The organism is Ruegeria sp. CDSA079 (assembly GCF_059612245.1).
Map to the genome: position 1 here is coordinate 1 of NZ_JBXWQF010000038.1, position 17774 is coordinate 17774.

Consider the following 17774-nt stretch of genomic DNA (forward strand, 5'->3'; position numbering starts at 1 on the left):
TCGCGCTCAGTTCGGTACGCCTCTCTCTGCGCCAGCAACACGTTGTTTTTCAACAATATCGGCTCAAAGCAGTCTTTTGCTGCACCAGGCCTGAATGACTGCTCTGCGGACAAAGCTGACGTTCCCTTTGGAAGGCTATGTGTCCGCTTGGCTGAGAGACAACAAGTTTTATTTCAAAGTCGCATACTCATCTCATGCCATGCCATTCCTCCGTGGTCGGAGGCAGACCGCCTCAGATAACCATAGCCGAGCTTTTCATAGAGTGGCACATGATGCTCTTTGCACATCAGATGGATCGCCTCCTTGTTCATCTGCTGCATCCGCCTAACAAACTCATCCATCAGAGACCTTGAATAGCCCTTGCCTTGTTCGGTCGGGTCTACGACGACGGACAAGATGACCACATTGGGAGCGTCAAGGTCGTGGCCGATAAGCTCCTTGAAGTCCTCGTCAGACATCTCAACCTCATGAGCGCATCCGCAGTTGATGAAGCCCACAACCGTTCCATCCACTTCGAGGATTAGAAAGCCATCGGGGTAGGTCTCAATCCGTTTGCAGATTTTGGCGTGTGTCGCAGCCTCTTCACCTTCGTAGGCGGAGATCTCGATTTCAAAGCAGCGATCCGCATCGGCGGTTTGGGCATTTCTAAAATTGCGCATACAAATCTCCCATGTGTCTTAGAGAGATATAGCCCAAGAAACCCGAAGCTGTCTTGCGGCCAGCAAAGCGTATCGATAACCAGCCAAAGGCGCGAATTGCAGCCTCAGCCGATTTTGGCTCGAACTGTTCATCTGACGGCTTCAGCAGGTCATAGGGTCGGTTTAGGCGGCACCAAGGTCCGGAAAACGGACCAAAATTGCCAGTCGCAGCACGCGCATAATCACGAAGAGTTTGCAAAAGTCAGCGGCGAACGGCCGAAATGATGACGGACGGAGCCGGGACCAGAAAACCGCCATTGTGTTTAATACCTTGTGAGCGAGTACGTGCCGCCAGATCAGAGCGAATTGCATCTCGTTTTGTGACTGGCTGCGCTCCCAAAAGTGATGCTGCGCGAACGGCACCCTGATCAAAGGCATCAAACAAGTCTTCAGGTTGCTGCAGATACAGTTCTGAGGGCACGTCGATCAACTGAACCTCTGCAAATCCCGCTTTGGTGACCATAGGTTCAGCAGCAGAGCGGTCCACAAGCATATGGGCGTCAGGTCCGAAGGGCAATGTGACCGAGGGGTCGCCCAGGCGTCCAACCGCATCGAACAACCAACCGAATGCACCATTTGATCCTTTCCCTCTCCAGATTGAAAACGCGATACGCCCACCCGGTCTCAATGCTCTTGCCGCTTCCGCCAAACCACGTTCAGGATCGGGAAAGTGCGGTACGCCAAAACCAATAGTGACAGCGTCAAAACTGTTATCGGCAAAGTCCATTGACATCGCATCTCCTTGGACAAAGGAAGCGTCCGGCACAGCTGATTGAGCAAGGGAGATCATAGCCGCAGAAAAGTCGAGTCCAGTTACAGAAGCGCCTCTTGCCGAAAGTTCCGCAGCGACAACACCATGCCCGGTGCATAGATCAAGAACCGTTGACTTAGATCCAGCCGAAACCGCATCCGAAAGCCTTTGCGCAACAACGAGCGTAGCTCGGTCGAACCCATCTGCATAACCCTTGGCGATAGCTGGATTGGCCCAGCCTTCGCGCTCCATCTTTTCAAAATCATTGAGGTCGGTCATGCATCCTCCAAATCAGGTCAACGTAGCACCAACAGTTTTCTGAAGCTAATGGAAGCACTCTTGGCGCTGAACGACACCCTCCCGACAATCGCGCTATGACGTCTGCTGTAGGGCTCGGCGCTGTCATTCCCTCAATCGCGACGGATGTCTGCTCTGCGGACAAAGCGGCTGCTGTTTATGGAACGCTGTCGCTCTTGACTGAACCAAAAGTCGTTGCTTTCCAGACAACGCCAGCGCCAGTTCGGGTTGGCTAATCATAAGCTTGATGCTTGAGGTAAAGAGACAAAAAATGACAAACAAATGACCCCGCAAACTGCGGGGCCACTAAGGGTTTGACAAGAAGGCAACTCAGCTTTTTGAGGTTGCGCAACGGCCTGAGTTAGCTGGCAAGTGCAAGGTTGCACTTACGACCTTCTTCCATAGCCTTCTTCGTTCCGGTTAGGTCCACAATGAAATTTGCAGACTTCCTTGGAAATGCGATCAAGGTCTGTCCTTCGGCCACGGCAGTCGCCATATTTGCGTCCTTCACAACGATATAGCCACCAGAGTAGTCATCCGCTAGTTTCTTGCTTTTAATGCCTTTTGCACGTCCTTCATACACGAAGTCGTCAATTGCTATTTCTATTTTTTGACGATTTTTGATGTCGATGTCAGCTTGCGTGAATACTCCCAAGTAACCGTGTTTTTGGTTTTTGGTTAGACCCATTTGCATGACGTTCCCGCTCTCGAAGACTTTTTCTATCAGGCATGTACCAGAGTCGTTGTCAGCATAAACCGTCCAGCCTTCAACCTCACTGTAAATCTCGAAGTTGTCGCTACTTGCCGGAACCGGGTCTTTGGCGGCGGCAACAGTTGCATAAGCGGAGATTGCCACGGCGGCAAATATGGCAGCATGTTTCATGTAGTCCTCCCAAAAAGAAAAAGCGTCGTAAAGCTAATCTCGACGCAACGCAGTCAAATATCGCGATGTGAATTCATTTCAAGTGTGAAAGCGTTTTCCGCAAACAACTCCTCGAAAAGCACTGCGGAGCGTCAGTGAACGCCTATTACTTGAAGAACTCGCAAGCTCTTCTTTCAATATGCAAATTTCAAAATACAAATCTCTTGTGGGCGTTTTGATCCAAACACATGATGGCTTCGTAAATGCCATACCCCTAACTGCTACCCACGGTCGTCTTCCATCCCATTAACGACCGTGGGTTTTTTCACTAATTTCTGTGGTTAACTCACCTTAAGCCAGCTGTTAAGAAACCGGGCGTGCAACACTAGCCGAACGTTTGTCCTTTACCCGCTTCTTAGCGGTTCGACCAAATAAGCGAGAATATCAGCTATATGGTCAAGATCATTCAGACTTCAGATCATTTACCGACTATATATTCCATTAACTTAAGGATTAAATGGTCTGGGCTGCCCATTGGATGAAGCGGAATTTTGGGAGAAGAACGTGCGATACGTTGCAAAAGGTATTTTGATTTGTTGCGCTGTCGCGTTTGTCGCTGTGTTTGCAGCTTGGCTTTTCCTGTCTTCTGCTTTGTTTTCCTCGGTCAGGACTACTTTCGTCGAAAACCTGATCTCTAAGAAACTTGGCCAGGAGGTTAGAATTGAAGATGAAGTGCGTCTGGGTATTGGCCGACAATTGCAGGTGTCAGCGGCAGGGCTGGAATTACCCGGTTCTCCGAATGCTGATGTGAAACTTGCAGCAATCGATGAGATTGAGTTTGAAGTTTCCGCGCGCGACCTTTGGAACAGAAAACTGTCACTGAGAGGTCTTTCACTCTCAGGTGTTCATCTGAACCTAGTCACAGACAAAGACGGCTTCGGAAACTGGCAGTCCATTTCCCAAACGGAAGCTGAAGCCGGGAGCCCTGCAAATTCCCCGACGCCACTGTTAGCCGGAATTCTAACGGACCGCAAAATTGATCTGACTGATATCGCCATTCTTTATCAGAACGATTTAAACGGACTTGAGTTGGACTTGCAGCTTCCTGAGCTGCTCTTAAAGCGTGATACGGAAACCGATGTTGCGACAGCAGTCGGGGCCGGTTCGCTGAACGGAGAGAGGTTTGATCTTAACGCGACATTTCCCACGGAAGACCCGTTTCGGTTGGCGGTGAACTTCGGACAGATTTCGATTTTCGCCGAGGAAGTCCCTCAAGAGAACGGTCTGCAAGTGGCAACGACCGTAGAGATTGCCGAACTTGGCCAGCTTCTCGATATCCTGAAGCTGAGCCGCGTTTTGGAAGGTACAGGGAATATTGGCGCAACGTTCACATCAGTCGACGGCGTAGCAAGGATTGATGACCTATCTTTATTAGCGGAATTAGATGGCGGGCAAAGCCTTTCGCTGACGGGGCAGATCGGAGAATTGGGGAACCCGGAAGACGTATCGCTAACAACCCGAATAAGGTTGTACCCAGAAGATGCGGAACCAGCCCCAGCCGCCTCGCGATATGATCTTAAACTTATCGCAGTCGACATGGTTATCGACAGCGTACCCGGGCAGGTGCCGCAGCGACAAATGGTCATTAAGACCAACGGTTTCACGTTGGACACGTCCGGCGAAGGCCCGCCCCCGATTAAGTTCTCCGAACTTTCCAGAACACCAGAAGGCGCCTTAAAAGTCGGAAACATCAACCTTAGAATTGGGAACCCAGCCGATCCGTTTATCATTTTGAACGGTTCGGTCGATGACGCGCTTCAGTTGCAAGGCATATCAGCAGAAGGCGTAATGGATATACCGGCAAGCAGTTTGATCTCGCAAGAATTGTTGGGACCAGACGACCAGCTTGGCAGGTTTTCCGGTGACTTCCATTTGAACGGCGACATCAATCAGCTTTCGCTGACGAATTTGGATGGAAAGACAAGCGATACAGACGTCTGGAACCTTGAGGTGCATGGCACTGTCGAGAATGTACTCAAATTCGAGGACCTGGATTTGGCAATTGATGTCGCAGTTCCATCCGGAGCGGATCTTTTGGGGGCACTATCGCTTGAACGTGTGGAAACCGGGCAGGCTCGCCTAGAAATCAACCTTGTTAGCGAAGGCACTGATTGGAACGCGAGTGCCAATGTTGAGGTCGCCGACTCAATCTTGCAGATTATGGCCGATCTTGATGATGCAACAAGCGACCCGGTGCTGCAGGGTTCCATTGAGAGTGACCTGATAAAGATAGATCAGATCCGAACTATCGTTCAGGCTGCCGCACAATTGCGGAAAATAGGCGGCCCAGAGCCGGAAGAGAAAGAAACTAAGCAAGAAGACGAGGGCGGCCAAGGTGCGTTAAGAGATGTAACGCTCAAACCTATCGGGCGCTCAATTCTCTTGTCCGGTATGGATATGGATGTCGACGTTGACCTTCGGCACATCGAAGGTGCCAAGGGCATCAGCAGTTTGCAAAGCGAACTGACGCTCAACGAAAATGAGCTCAAGGCCGGACCTTTGAAGTTCGAATATGGAGGTGCTCATTTCGACGTCAGCGGGCAGATGGATCTATCGAACGACGCGCATCTACTCACGTTGACCGGCAAAGCAGGAGGCTGGCAGCTGGATGAAATTCTTCACAACCTGAACTTCAAAAAGGGTGCGAGCGGTACGATCTATGCAGATTTTTCGGTGACCGGCGGAACCGATTCACCGAAGCATTTTGCAAACAGCATGAACGGTAACGCCACAGTTTCAATGCGTGACGGCTCGATCGAGACACAACTTTTGGATCTGGCAGGGCTAGGGGTGCTACCTTGGGTGTTTTCCAAAGAGAAACAAAAGGTTGCTCCAATCGTATGTTTGCGGGCGCCGATTAGCATTTCAAATGGAAGTTTTTCGACGAAACAAACCACATTGGAGACGGATCACGTCCAAGTCGTCGTCTTTGGCGGTGTTAATTTGGCGGGCAAGGTTTTGGACCTAAATCTTCAGCCCCGCAAAATTGGCGAACCTCTTTCGAAGAGCCCCTGGCCTGTGACCTTGAAGGGCCCACTAGCAAAGCCGAAAATCAAGGTCAAACACGGTCCGAAGCGACTGAAACGATCGGATGGTGCAGATAAGATGCCGGCAAATAGACAGCTTTGCGTTCCAGATATTCTGCAACTGCAGTAGTGACGGAGGCGATCAGTTGAAGTCAAATTGAGAGTTCAGATAGGCAGACTGTGCTTCCGAAAAGCAATTTCTGCTTTGGGCTCAAGGCAGTCATTTGAGTCTTTCAGTCAGATGACGGCTTAGGATCGGATAGCGGTCATTGTTAGTGGTCATTCCGAGAATTCTCGCCTGAAGGTCTGCATTGACCGACAGCCGACGTTCGCAGAAATCTGCTGAACGGCTGAGTTGCGGACAAAGCCGCCATCCGAATTTTTGCTCCTAAGGGCTGCAGTCAGCCCAGAGCGGACATCGCCATTTTTCTCATCGAGCGGAAAGCGGTCGTTGCCTTCGGCCACACCAACCCAAAGACGACCGAGAAGCACTACAATCAAGGTCGTCAGGTAGAAGCCGGGCGCAAGTTAAACGCTGCACTGTCTTCGGTGCGCAAGCGTGTGGCATGACACATTCCCATCAAGTTTCATGGGAGCCAGCCACAACCGGCTCCAGGAGTTACAGTATGACCCAAACTACCCCACGTGTTGTTCTCTACGCCCGCTACAGTTCCGACAACCAGCGCGACGCTTCCATTGAGGACCAGCTGCGTCTGTGCCGTGAACGTGCGGATGCTGAGGAATGGGCCATTGTGGATAGCTACAGTGACCGGTCGATTTCAGGCGCGAGCTTGATCCGCCCAGGCATTCAGTCCCTTCTGGAAGATGCGTCGGCTGGCAAGTTCGATCTTGTACTAGCGGAATCCCTTGATCGCATTTCTCGTGACCAGGAAGACATCGCCGGAGTTTACAAGCGTTTGGCATTTGCTGGCGTTCAGATCATCACCCTTTCCGAAGGCCCGATATCTGAATTGCACATCGGGATGAAGGGCACGATGAGCGCTCTGTTCTTAAAAGATCTCGCAGACAAAACACGTCGTGGTCTGCGCGGTCGCGTTGAAGCTGGGCGATCAGGAGGCGGGAACCGCTACGGGTATGACGTCGTGCGGCGTCTGGAGGCCGACGGCTCACAAGCAACCGGTGAACGCTAAATCAATCCAGACCAAGCAATCATAGTCACCCGCATCTTTGAAGATTATCTGGCGGGCATATCACCGCGCAAAATTGCCCAGGCTCTCTATGAAGACGGTGTTCCTGGTCCAAGAGGAACGGCGTGGGGCGCTTCCACCATTCACGGCAACACAAGCCGCGGCACCGGCATATTAAATAATACGCTCTACGTTGGCCGTCTTGTTTGGAACAGGCTTCGCTACCTCAAGGATCCTAAAACTGGGCGCCGGGTTTCACGGCACAACCCGCCTGAAGACTGGATCACAGTGCCGACACCGGAACTACGTATTATTCCGCAGGACCTTTGGGACGCGACAAAGGCACGTCAGCAGCGAACGGCTCTCCCCAAGCGGGCCAACCTTGGATGCGCAATGGGGAACGCCCGACGGGCAAAGTACCTGTTATCAGGTCTTCTTACTTGCGGTGTCTGTGGTGGTGGCATGTCTGTGATTTCACAAACCCACATCGGCTGCTCTAGCGCGCGCAGCAAAGGTACGTGCGATAATCGCAAGTCCTTTGCACGAACCAAGGTTGAAGACAGGGTTCTCTCTGCGCTTTCTCACCAATTGATGAACCCGGAACTGTTCAATGCCTTTTGCGAGGAGTTTGTCGCAGAGACCAACCGGTTGAGATCCACATCACAATCGTCTCGCGCGTCGAAGGAAGCCGAACTCGCAAAGACCAATCACGCTCTAGAACGTCTCGTCCAAGCACTGATAGACGGCGCACCGGCATCGACAGTCAAAGACAAGATGGCTGAGTTGGAAGCGAGGAAAGCCAAATTGGAAGGTGCCTTGAGCGACGCGCCAGCTCCGCAACCTGCCCTGCATCCCAACATGTCAGACGTCTACCACTCAAAAGTCCGCGATCTTGCCAACGCTCTCAATGAAGCCGATGTGCGTGGCGAAGCTGCTGAGGCGCTGCGCGCTCTGATCGACAAGGTTGTGCTGACACCGACTGAAGATGGATATGACATTGATCTGCATGGAGATCTTGTCGGCATTCTCGCTTTAGCAACTGGTAAAAAAGCAAAAACCGCCGTAGCCGATGTGGCTGAGGCGGTTTCGCAAATATCGTTGGTTGCGGGAGCTTGATACCACCGAAAACTACACAGCGACCCTCCGTCCCTTTGGGCGGAGAGCCGCCATTCGCTGAGCCCGCCATCGATGACAGCAAAAGGGCGAAAGCGGACATTGAGCGTTCCTGCGAAGAGCGCGCACCAAATCTGCCTACTTGTAAGCCGCCTGTCTTCTCTTCAAGTTTTCTTGGTGTCGTCGATGATGTTCATTGTGGCCATGCCGCTATTGCCCAGCTCTACTGCTGCAAATGGCCCACCGTGGCACATGTTGCCGGGGTCTTGGCTGTCCATAGGTTCGGTCTCAGCCAGAATGGCGGTGGCAAATTGCTCGGCATTGTCTTTGGGACGGTAGCCCAGAAAGCTGGCTTTCGAATTATCGACGGGCACACGGTCGTTGTCGGACACGCCATACACAACCGAAAATCCGGTCACAGGCGTTTCGATGCAGCGCTGCACAAGTTGGATCAGATCATCGTAAGACAACCATGACCCAAGTGCGCGGGCGCTGGTGACCTGCGCGCAAGACAATATCCGCATGTGTACGCTTTCCAGCCCGCGTTTATCCCAGTACATCGAGCCGAGGTCTTCTGCGAAACACTTGGCCAGCCCGTAGAATGTATCAGGTCGGTGGCGAACTTCGGTGTCGATAAAGTCGGTCTTGGGATGCATGCCCACCGCATGAATAGAGCTGCCGTAGACAACACGTTTTAGGCCATGTTGGTACGCTGCTTCCCAGATGTTGTAGGCACCTACGAAATTCGGGCCGAGGAGCTTTTCAAACGGGCCTTCATCGGCATGGGCGCCCATATGCACAACCATGTCAGCGCCTTCCAGAACGCGCATCATGTCTTCAAAGCTGGCCAGATCGCCCTTGGCGTAGGTCTCGCCCGGGTAAAGCTTGCCGATATCGTCAACGATGTCCGTCGACACCAGTTCGTCACACATTTTTGACAACGGTTCGCGCAAGTAAGACCCAAGTCGGCCAGCAGCGCCTGTCATAACAAGTTTTTTCATCGGTCAGGTCTTTCTTTTCAGTTTAGAAACGGAGGCGGCGATGCGGTCCATCGCTTGGCCCAAAACATCCATGGAAGCAGCGGTGGAGATGCGGAAAAAGGCGACAGTTCATAAGCGCTGCCGGGGACTGCGGCGACGCCTGCGCCTTTGAGGATGTAGGCCGTAACCTCAGCATCATTGGAAAGCGTTTCGCCAGTTTGCGTCTGCGCGCCGATCAGATCCGCGCAACCGATTAGGCCGTAAAACGCTCCTCCAGGCGGGTCGAGGGTAAGCCCATCAATCTGGGCGACGCGCTTTACCACGAGATCACGGCGGTCTTCAAATGCCTGACAAAACGCACGCACATCGTCTTGGGGACCGTTCAGAGCGGCGGCAGCAGCGGCTTGGGCAATTGCGCAAGCACCTGAACAAATCTGGCTTTGCACCTTCGTCATCGCGGCAATAAGCGGTTTTGGACCCGCACCATATCCTATGCACCATCCGGTCATCGCATAGGCCTTGGATACGCCGTTCACGGTCAACGTACGATCCTTAAGCGATGGATTGGCGGCCGCAAAGGACAGGAATTTCCGGCCATCAAACAGGATGTGTTCATAGATTTCATCTGACAAGATCAACACATGTGGGTGTTTTTCCAAGACCGCACCCAACGCGCGTAGATCATCGACAGAATAGACCGCGCCAGCAGGGTTCGAGGGCAAATTCAGCATGATCCAGCGTGTGTTCGGCGTAATCGCCGCCTCAAGCTGATCTGGCATCAAACGAAAACCGTCGTTAGCGGGGCATTTCAACGCGATGGCTTGTCCACCAAGGATAAGTACGATGTCTTTGTATTGGCCAAAGTACGGGGCACACATCAGGACCTCGTCATCTGGCTGAAGCGTGGCCATCATCGCATTGAACAGCACCTGTTTCGCACCATTTGACACGATGACTTCATCCACCTCGTAACTTAGCTCGTTTTCTCGTCGCAGCTTGTCGACAACGGCCTGACGCATCGCCAATGTTCCGTTCGTCGGCGGATAGCGTGTTTCGCCGCGCAAGGCCGCCCTGTGCGCGGCCTCAATGATGTGCGCGGGGGTGTCAAAGTCAGGCTCTCCCAAGCCCAGGTCAATAACGTCTTCACCGCGGGCCTTAGCTTCTTTCGCCACTTGGCTCACCCAAGCCGAAGCCGAAGGTTTGACTGGGTCGAGGCGGGAGGCAGCAAACTTCATGCCAGTCCGCCTTTTACCGTTGCAAGTAAGTTGTCGGTTGCCTTGGCCAAAAGGCTTGCGTCCGTTCCGCAGGCCACAAATGTGAACCCTTCGTTCAGCAGCTCAGTCGCAAAAGCAGGGACAAGCACGAGGGTGCCAACAGGCACACCCTTTGCAATCAGCTTTTGTGCGGCGGGCTTAATCAGATCCCAGACCTCGGGATCCATCGGTTTGCCAAGCTTGCCGATGTCCGCGGCAACATCTGCAGGTCCGAAAAAGATGCCGCTGACACCGTCGACTTCGCTAATCGCTTCGGCCTGCTCGACAGCTGCGCGCGTCTCAAGCTGCAGCAAAACCGTTGTTTCATCTTCGACGCGTGCCGTGTAGTCCGTGACGCGTCCAAATTTTGTAGCACGCGTTGCCCCTGATACACCGCGAACACCGTGAGGCGGATAACGGGTTGCGGCGACGGCTTTCTTTGCCTCTTCAACCGATTGGATCATTGGGAACAAGATACCTGGCGCACCCAGATCAAGCAGGCGTTTTACGGCAACCGTATCGTTCCCTTCCACCCGCACTACGGCCGTGGAATCGGTGGCGGCAAAGGCCTGCAATTGGCCCAAGACGCTGAAATAGTCATTGGGACTGTGCTCCATATCGATCAACACCCAATCGTATCCTGCGGACGCTGTCACTTCTGCGACGAAGTTGCTGCACAGGCTGATCCAAAGCCCGACCTTTTTGTCGCCAGCGGCCAGTGCCTGGGTGAAGCTGTTCGTTGCCAACTTCATCAGATGATTGCCTTTTCGATGATTTTGCGTCCTGCCGGAATGCGATCAAAGTGGAACTGCGTCATGTCGAGTGTTTGGTATTTTCCATGCACCATGATCTCGGCGGTACCGCGCCCCATGGCGGGGGATTGTTGCAGACCATGGCCCGAGAACCCGTTGAGAAAGAAGAAGTTCTCGACCTGCATATGCGGTCCCAAAATGGCGTTATGGTCAAAGGTGTTGTAGGCATAATGCCCTGCCCATTCGGATTGCACTTTGATTGCTTCGAACTGTGGGATACGCGTCGCGAGGATCGGCCAGACGTGATTTTCCCAGATGCTGTGATCCATGATGAAATCATCTGGGGCAACGGCAGGATCGATGTCGGAATGCCCACCGCACTGGTAGGTCCCGCCGCCGTTTTCACGGACGTGAACCCCAGACGGATCGATTGTCAGCGGCAGATCACGGTCGAGCGGCTGCTCGGCCGCAAAAATCCAAGAAAAGCGTTTGCGCGGCTCTACCGGAACTTGGATGCCCGCCATTTGCGCTGTTGCCGCTGCGCGCGGGCCAGACGCGTTTAGAACTTGGCCGCAGGCGATCACTTCGCCCGATTTCAGAGTTACGCTTTCGACGCGTGTGCCGGCGGCGTTCCTATTCACAGCAACAACTTCGTTTTCGACATATTCGACGCCGCGTTCACGAGCTGATTTGCGCCACCAGTCAAAGACGGCGGTGGCGTCCCAGAACCCTTCGTCGACCAGGTTGATGGACCCCAAGACGATATCGTCGACGTTGTAGAACGGATAGGCCGCTTTGATCTGATCAGGGGTCATCAATTGGGTTGCAGCACCTGCGGCCAGCTGCACCTTCTGGCTTTCGCGCAAAACATCCGCAAAGCCTTCGTTGTCGGCCAGGTACATGTACCCAAAGGACCGGATCGAAAGCTCGGGCACGCGATCATCATTGCCCATGTAGCGGGGAAGGTTCTTCACGAAGTCAGCGGCAAACTGACTGATCCGCACGTTCAATTCGCCTGAAAACTGTTGTCTCATGCACGAGTTGGTGTGCATCGTTGACGTGTTCTCGTAAGTAAGGTCCCGATCCACAACCAAGACCGTGCCATCAAAATCTTTGTCGTCCGACAAGAACCAAGCGGCAGACGCGCCCATCATGGCCCCGCCAATGATGACCACGTCATAGGATGTGCTTTTAGGGGTCTGGGTTTTCACTGCGTTTCTCCTCGTGCGACGGCGGCTTCAACTTCTGCAATTTCTGCCGCAGATAGACTATAGTCCTTGGCGGCCGTTTCTGCCGAAATATATCCTCGCGCCAGATCACGTTTGACCAACTCAATAGATCGCTCGGACGGGTCGCCGTAGCCAGCACCACCTGGGAAGGCCATAACGACTTTGCGCCCGTGGGCCACGAACTGTTTGCCTTTGCCGTTCATGGCTGCGCCATCGTCCTGGACAATCGTTGTGGGCGCTCCCGCACCACCTCCGCGACGACCACGCGCCGGGTGATCAACACGGTCAAACATCGCTTGGATGTCGAACTCATGCCCTTCCTGTGCGCCAACTTCCATATATTGGCCGAGGCCACCCCGTGTCTTGCCAGCGCCGCCTGAATCAGGCCGCAGTTCTTTGCGCCAGATGATGACAGGGCCAGCGTGTTCCGTTGCCTCAATCGGCATCGTCATGACGCCGGAGGGAAAGGCGGTCGCGTTCAAGCCATCATGTTCAGGCCGCGCACCCGATCCGCCAGAGTTGAAGGTCAGAACCTCAGAACGCCGTGCACCCGCCGGAGCTGGCGCGTCCGTGCGGGGGCGCAACGAGACTTGGAAATTGCATAGGCAGCCTGCGCCCTCGGCAGGCACCAAACCTGGCACGATCTTGTCAAAGGCATCATAGACAGCATCCGGTACGAAATGCCCGACGATATGGCGCAATGCCACCGGAGCAGGATGCAGTGCGTTCACGATTGAATTTTCGGGGGCTTCAATCTCGAACGGCGCAAGCGAGGCTGCGTTGTTCGGAATTTCCGGCGCGATGGCGACTTTCAAAGCATAGCAGGCATAAGCCTTTGCATACACCAGAGGGCAATTGATGCCTTTCTTGTCGAGCCCTGAAGAACCGTTGAAGTCTGTCACGATTCTGTCGCCCTCAACGCTGACCTTAACCTTTAGGGTGATGGGGCGGTCAAACCCGTCCATTGTCATCTCACCCGTCGCCGACTGCTGCGGCAAGGCTGCGATCCGTTCTATCGTTGCACGACGGGAATTATCGAGGATGAAGTCGGCGATGCCGTTTAGATCAGTAAGGTCGAATTCCTCCATCATATCCACAAGGCGGCGATGGCCAATCTCGTTACACGTAGCCAGAGCGTAGATGTCGCCAATCAATTGATCGGGCTCGCGGACATTGCCACGGATGATGCGGGTTAGTGTTTCATCTACCGCGCCTTTGTCCGCAAATTTCATGATCGGGATATACAGACCTTCTTCGTAGACGCTGTGAGCATCTGCCCCGAACCCGCGCCCGCCAATGTCGACGATATGCGCGGTACAGGCGAAGAACCCGACCAACGCGCCATTGTGAAAGGAGGGCGTGACCATCGTGATGTCATGCAGGTGGCCCGTGCCCTCCCATGGGTCATTGGTGATATAGACGTCGCCGTCATGGATATTGTCGCGCCCGATCCGCCGAATGAAATGTGCGACGGCGTCTGCCATGGCGTTAACATGGCCCGGCGTGCCCGTGACCGCTTGGGCAAGCATATTGCCAGCCACGTCATACACGCCCGCCGACAAATCGCCCGCCTCGCGCACCGAAGTAGAAAAGGCTGTGCGCACAAGCGCCTGCGCTTGCTCCTCCACGACCGAAATCAGACGGTTCCACATCACCTGATAGGCGACTTTTGAATGCTCTTGGGTCATTGGGCGGCCCCTTTGGTGACAACGTCGATACAGCCGTCTGGCTGACGGATTGCGTCTCGGCTGGCAGGCACAATGATTGTTGTTTCATCCTCAACCACTGCAACGGGGCCCTTTGCCCGCTCGCCTGTTGCCATGTCGAACCGGTTCACAACATCTGCGTCCAGAAACTTCGCCGATGCCGCGTCGAACAACTGGCGCGCGCCAGCAGGTATTGCCGTGGCTTCACCGTTGGTCTCATCCATCCGCGCGACCTTTTCGGGTGGGGTTGTGGCGTTCACCGACCAGACTGTGATCTCGATATCCATGCCGTCGACCGGACGACCAAACAGTTTGGTATAATCCTCGATGAAACGGGCCTCGAACGTGGCGACGTCTGGGTTCAGCGCTTGGTCTTCGGTCAGCTCAATCGGGATTTCCCAGCCTTGACCGGTGTAGCGCATGTAGACTTTGAATTCGGACAGGATCGGGCTGACTTCGTCGCAAGTGCGCACAAAACTGGTCGCCTCGGCCTTAAGGTCTGTCAGCAGGCTTTTGATCCGCGTTGGGTCAAAGTCGCTGAGTTTCATGTAGACGGAGCGGTTCGCCTCGAAACTGAACGGTGCGCGCAGGAAGCCGATAGCAGAGCCAACGCCCGCCCCTGGTGGCACAAGCAATCTGTCGACCCCAAGCTTTTCAGCCAATCGACCAGCATGCAGCGGAGCGGCGCCACCAAAGGCAATCATCGTATATTCCGTGAGGTCTTCGCCGTTTTCCACGGCATGGACACGTGCAGCGTTGGCCATATTTTCGTCCACCACTTCCGCAACGCCAAACGCAGCTTCCACAGTGTCCATATCCAGCGTATCGCCCACGTGACCCTTCAAGGCGGATTTGGATTGATCTGGGTGCAGCTTGATTGAGCCGCCAGCGAAATTGTCGGGGTCCAGCTTGCCCAAGACCAAGTCAGCATCCGTCACGGCTGGACGTTCGCCTCCGCGGCCATAGCAGGCTGGCCCCGGCTCAGATCCCGCACTTTCGGGGCCAACGCGGATCTGGCGCAAAGCATCAACATGCGCCAAAGACCCACCACCAGCGCCAATTTCAACCATGTCGATCACAGGGATCGAGATCGGCATGCCAGAGCCTTTCTTAAAGCGATAAGTCCGCGCGACCTCGAACACGCGCGACGTCTTCGGCGTCTGGTTCTTGATCAAACAGATCTTCGCCGTTGTGCCCCCCATGTCGAAAGACAGCACTTTGTCCAATCCATACCGCGCCGCGATATGCGCCGCGAAGACCGCGCCCCCAGCCGGACCGGATTCAACCAATCGAACAGGAAAATCAGCAGCGTTCTGGATGGAGATGATCCCGCCACCCGAATGCATCAGGAAAATGCGACATTGCACGCCTTCGGTCTTCAACCGATCCTCCAGGCGGCCCAGATATGAAGCCATCAACGGTTTGATGTAGGCATTGGCCACGACAGTATTGAAGCGTTCATACTCACGCATCTGGGGCGAGACCTCTGACGAGATCGACACCGCGACATCAGGTAGTTTTTCGGCCAGCATGTCGCGCACCAATTGTTCGTGCGTCGGGTTCAAATAGGAATGGATCAACCCAACAGCGACACTCTCAAACCCGGCCTTGGCAATCTGATCGACAACAGCCTCAACCTCGGCGCGGTCCATATCGACGAGGACCAGGCCATTGGCATCAACGCGCCCCGCAACGGTAAAGCGCATTTGACGCGGCAACAAAGGATCGGGGAGGTTCAGGTTCAGATCATACTGCTCAAACCGCGACTCTGTGCGCATCTCGATCACGTCACGGAACCCTTGCGTGGTGATAAAGGCCGTCTTCGCGCCGCGCCGCTCGATCAAAGCGTTGGTCGCCAGCGTGGTCCCGTGAATAATCTGATCAATCTGCGCAGGCGTAACCCCTGCCTTGGCGCAGACCTGATGCATACCATCGATGATCGCATTTTCAGGCGCGGTATAGGTCGTCAGGACTTTCGTCGAAAACGGCACGCCATCTTTTTCCAACACAACGTCGGTAAATGTGCCGCCAATATCAACGCCAAGGCGAACGGAGGGGACTGCCATCTTGGGCTCCTGCTGTGATTTCCCTCCATAAGTGCTCCAAATCTCCTCGAATAATCAAATCGATTAAATTTTTCGTCCCAATCATTTTTTTTGATCTATTGGCAGTGCATTGCAGCCTTAGCAATCTGCGCGGCTTTTTCGACGTAGAGGGCGGCACGGGCTGGGGCGAAGCGTGCAAAAAAGGACAAAGGTTCTGGCGTCCAATCAGTGTCCACTCGGTGTAGCTCACCCGATGCGATCTCAGCTGCCACAAGTCGTTCAGGCAACAGCGCAACTCCCAACCCTTCAAGCGCCATTGGAACACAAGCCGTTAAAGCACTGGAATGGACAATCCTCTCGCTTCGCAATCCGCGCTCAGTTGCAAGCCGGTGCAAAGCGGCACAGGCCTGTGTGTGTTTTGCGTGGGTCAAAACTGTTAAGTCAAACAGCTCGGTCAAGGATGGCGTTGCGCTGATCCGATTGATCAGGTCCGAATTGGCCACCCAACAATAGTTTTCTTGCCCCAACGCATCGCTTGCGAAAGCCTTTGATTTGAAAGGGCCGGTTTGAAGCGCCAGATCGAGCTGCCCTTCCATCAATCTTGCATCAATCGCGGTTGAAAGATCGACCTCCAGCTGAATGCGCAGCTTGGGGTAGGCCTCCCTCATCATTCGCAAGAACCCCTGCAACCACGTGCAGGCCACAAGTTCTGTCACGCCCAGCCGCAAGGTTTCCTCGATCAATTCCCGACGGCCAGCTTCTTCAATAAGAGCCTCTCCAGCCCACAAAACCTCGCGCGTCTTCTTTAGTAGCTTCTCGCCGTTTGCCGTCAAACTCACAGAACCGGCATCGCGGATGAGCAATGTGACGTTGAGCGCGGTTTCAAGCGCGGCGATGCGCGCAGATATATTTGGCTGGGTTGTCCCAAGTGCAAAGGCTGCAGCCCGAAACGTGCCAGAATCAACGACGGAAGCAAACGCCTCCAACTGTTTGAGTGTGATCTGGCTTTTGATCATCTTTGCCTTGCCGATAGAAAAAGTTAATACTCACCTTATCTGCTTTCGGGTTCTGAACAAGGCCGTCCCGAAGGCTTGACGTCGTCTGATGCCTTAAAAACGAAACGCTTCCTCAAAGCCGCCGTTCGCTACAGCTTATCCGAACGGCGGCTTTGGGCCGTTTGCATCCCTTTCCTAATCTTCTACGCTTTTGATTGCAGCGCATTGGATTGGAAAGGTCTCCCATGCCCCGATACATCACTCTTCGTCCCGATCTTTATGAACTCCTCCGTCACGAAGCAAAGGTTCACGACCGGACGATCCGATCACAGGCATTGCACTGGCTCATTATCGGCAAAGCGGTTGAGACATCTGGCCTCTACGGCACATCAAACCCGCGCTCGCGCAAAGCAGCCTATTGCGTGGACGTGCGTTCCGAGAATGATCGCGCGCCCGCAGCGCTTCACCGACCAACACGCTTTAATGCCGCTCGGAGGGTCCTCGTGTCGCTCGATCATCCAGGCTTCGAACTCAGTTCGGAGGTTGAGACACCCGTACTCGGGCGCCTGAAGACACGCTGCGAGACCCTGCTGTTGTTCAACGCGCTCACGAAGCCCTTGCTGACATGATCGAGGAGGTCGTCCTTAAGCCTGATCCTGAAGCACAAGACGGTTACGCGATCATGCTACATGGTGATTGTGCTGGATTCTTAGGGGCTTACGGGAGTGTGCCAAAAGAAAAACTCCCGGGCGCTGTTTTGCGAGCCGGGAGTCAATTTTCTGTGGTTGCGGGAGTAGGATTTGAACCTACGACCTTCAGGTTATGAGCCTGACGAGCTACCGGGCTGCTCCATCCCGCG

14 protein-coding genes, 1 tRNA gene and 1 pseudogene are annotated in these 17774 nt (G+C 54.2%); 5 read left to right on the forward strand and 11 right to left on the reverse strand.

Annotated features, from left to right (window positions below):
- Positions 1–173: 173 nt before the first annotated feature.
- The 3 genes from AC2FJZ_RS21740 to AC2FJZ_RS21750 all read right to left on the reverse strand — a co-directional run bounded on the left by AC2FJZ_RS21740 (position 174) and on the right by AC2FJZ_RS21750 (position 2629).
- The gene (locus AC2FJZ_RS21740; RefSeq protein WP_496780276.1) at positions 174–659 is read right to left on the reverse strand and encodes a GNAT family N-acetyltransferase; all 486 of its coding nucleotides are present in this window, start codon (positions 657–659) and stop codon (positions 174–176) included.
- A 241-nt stretch (positions 660–900) separates the two neighbouring features.
- Positions 901–1728 (reverse strand): class I SAM-dependent methyltransferase, encoded by an 828-nt coding sequence (locus tag AC2FJZ_RS21745; RefSeq protein WP_496673776.1) that lies wholly within the window; start codon positions 1726–1728, stop codon positions 901–903.
- A gap of 379 nt (positions 1729–2107) precedes the next feature.
- On the reverse strand, positions 2108–2629 hold the full coding sequence (locus AC2FJZ_RS21750) for a hypothetical protein (RefSeq protein WP_496673773.1): 522 nt from the start codon (positions 2627–2629) through the stop codon (positions 2108–2110).
- 513 nt (positions 2630–3142) lie between these two features.
- Between AC2FJZ_RS21750 and AC2FJZ_RS21755 the strand changes: the two genes are divergently transcribed.
- The 4 genes and pseudogenes from AC2FJZ_RS21755 to AC2FJZ_RS21770 all read left to right on the forward strand — a co-directional run bounded on the left by AC2FJZ_RS21755 (position 3143) and on the right by AC2FJZ_RS21770 (position 7958).
- The gene (locus tag AC2FJZ_RS21755) at positions 3143–5824 is read left to right on the forward strand and encodes an AsmA family protein (RefSeq protein WP_496780278.1); all 2682 of its coding nucleotides are present in this window, start codon (positions 3143–3145) and stop codon (positions 5822–5824) included.
- Between the two features lie 496 nt (positions 5825–6320).
- Positions 6321–6845 carry a recombinase family protein gene (locus tag AC2FJZ_RS21760; RefSeq protein WP_496780280.1) on the forward strand — a complete coding sequence of 175 codons (525 nt, stop codon included), beginning with the start codon at positions 6321–6323 and terminating at the stop codon, positions 6843–6845.
- Between the two features lie 18 nt (positions 6846–6863).
- A pseudogene (locus AC2FJZ_RS21765) lies at positions 6864–7409 on the forward strand (recombinase family protein); the annotation flags it as partial.
- A 24-nt stretch (positions 7410–7433) separates the two neighbouring features.
- On the forward strand, positions 7434–7958 hold the full coding sequence (locus AC2FJZ_RS21770) for a hypothetical protein (protein WP_496780282.1): 525 nt from the start codon (positions 7434–7436) through the stop codon (positions 7956–7958).
- Positions 7959–8119: 161 nt separating this feature from the next.
- On the opposite strand, the gene AC2FJZ_RS21775 is transcribed toward AC2FJZ_RS21770, so the two are convergent.
- From AC2FJZ_RS21775 to AC2FJZ_RS21805, 7 genes are all read right to left on the reverse strand, one after another.
- A complete protein-coding gene (locus AC2FJZ_RS21775) occupies positions 8120–8956 on the reverse strand; it encodes an NAD-dependent epimerase/dehydratase family protein (RefSeq protein WP_496780284.1) in 837 nt (278 codons plus the stop codon).
- A gap of 17 nt (positions 8957–8973) precedes the next feature.
- The gene (locus tag AC2FJZ_RS21780; protein ID WP_496780285.1) at positions 8974–10170 is read right to left on the reverse strand and encodes a pyridoxal phosphate-dependent aminotransferase; all 1197 of its coding nucleotides are present in this window, start codon (positions 10168–10170) and stop codon (positions 8974–8976) included.
- Positions 10167–10940 carry an HpcH/HpaI aldolase family protein gene (locus tag AC2FJZ_RS21785; RefSeq protein ID WP_496780286.1) on the reverse strand — a complete coding sequence of 258 codons (774 nt, stop codon included), beginning with the start codon at positions 10938–10940 and terminating at the stop codon, positions 10167–10169. Before AC2FJZ_RS21785 ends, AC2FJZ_RS21780 begins: the two co-directional genes overlap by 4 nt.
- Positions 10940–12151, reverse strand: a complete 1212-nt coding sequence (locus tag AC2FJZ_RS21790) for an NAD(P)/FAD-dependent oxidoreductase (protein ID WP_496780288.1) — start codon at positions 12149–12151, stop codon at positions 10940–10942. Before AC2FJZ_RS21790 ends, AC2FJZ_RS21785 begins: the two co-directional genes overlap by 1 nt.
- A complete protein-coding gene (locus AC2FJZ_RS21795) occupies positions 12148–13857 on the reverse strand; it encodes a hydantoinase B/oxoprolinase family protein (RefSeq protein WP_496780290.1) in 1710 nt (569 codons plus the stop codon). Before AC2FJZ_RS21795 ends, AC2FJZ_RS21790 begins: the two co-directional genes overlap by 4 nt.
- Positions 13854–15941, reverse strand: coding sequence for a hydantoinase/oxoprolinase family protein (locus tag AC2FJZ_RS21800; RefSeq protein WP_496780292.1), 2088 nt, complete (start codon positions 15939–15941; stop codon positions 13854–13856). Before AC2FJZ_RS21800 ends, AC2FJZ_RS21795 begins: the two co-directional genes overlap by 4 nt.
- A 95-nt stretch (positions 15942–16036) precedes the next feature.
- A complete protein-coding gene (locus AC2FJZ_RS21805; RefSeq protein WP_496780294.1) occupies positions 16037–16936 on the reverse strand; it encodes a LysR family transcriptional regulator in 900 nt (299 codons plus the stop codon).
- A 224-nt stretch (positions 16937–17160) separates the two neighbouring features.
- On the opposite strand from AC2FJZ_RS21805, the gene AC2FJZ_RS21810 reads away from it, so the two are divergent.
- On the forward strand, positions 17161–17544 hold the full coding sequence (locus AC2FJZ_RS21810; protein WP_496780296.1) for a TA system antitoxin ParD family protein: 384 nt from the start codon (positions 17161–17163) through the stop codon (positions 17542–17544).
- A 153-nt stretch (positions 17545–17697) separates the two neighbouring features.
- Here the strand turns inward: AC2FJZ_RS21810 and AC2FJZ_RS21815 are convergent.
- Positions 17698–17774 (reverse strand) — tRNA-Met (locus AC2FJZ_RS21815).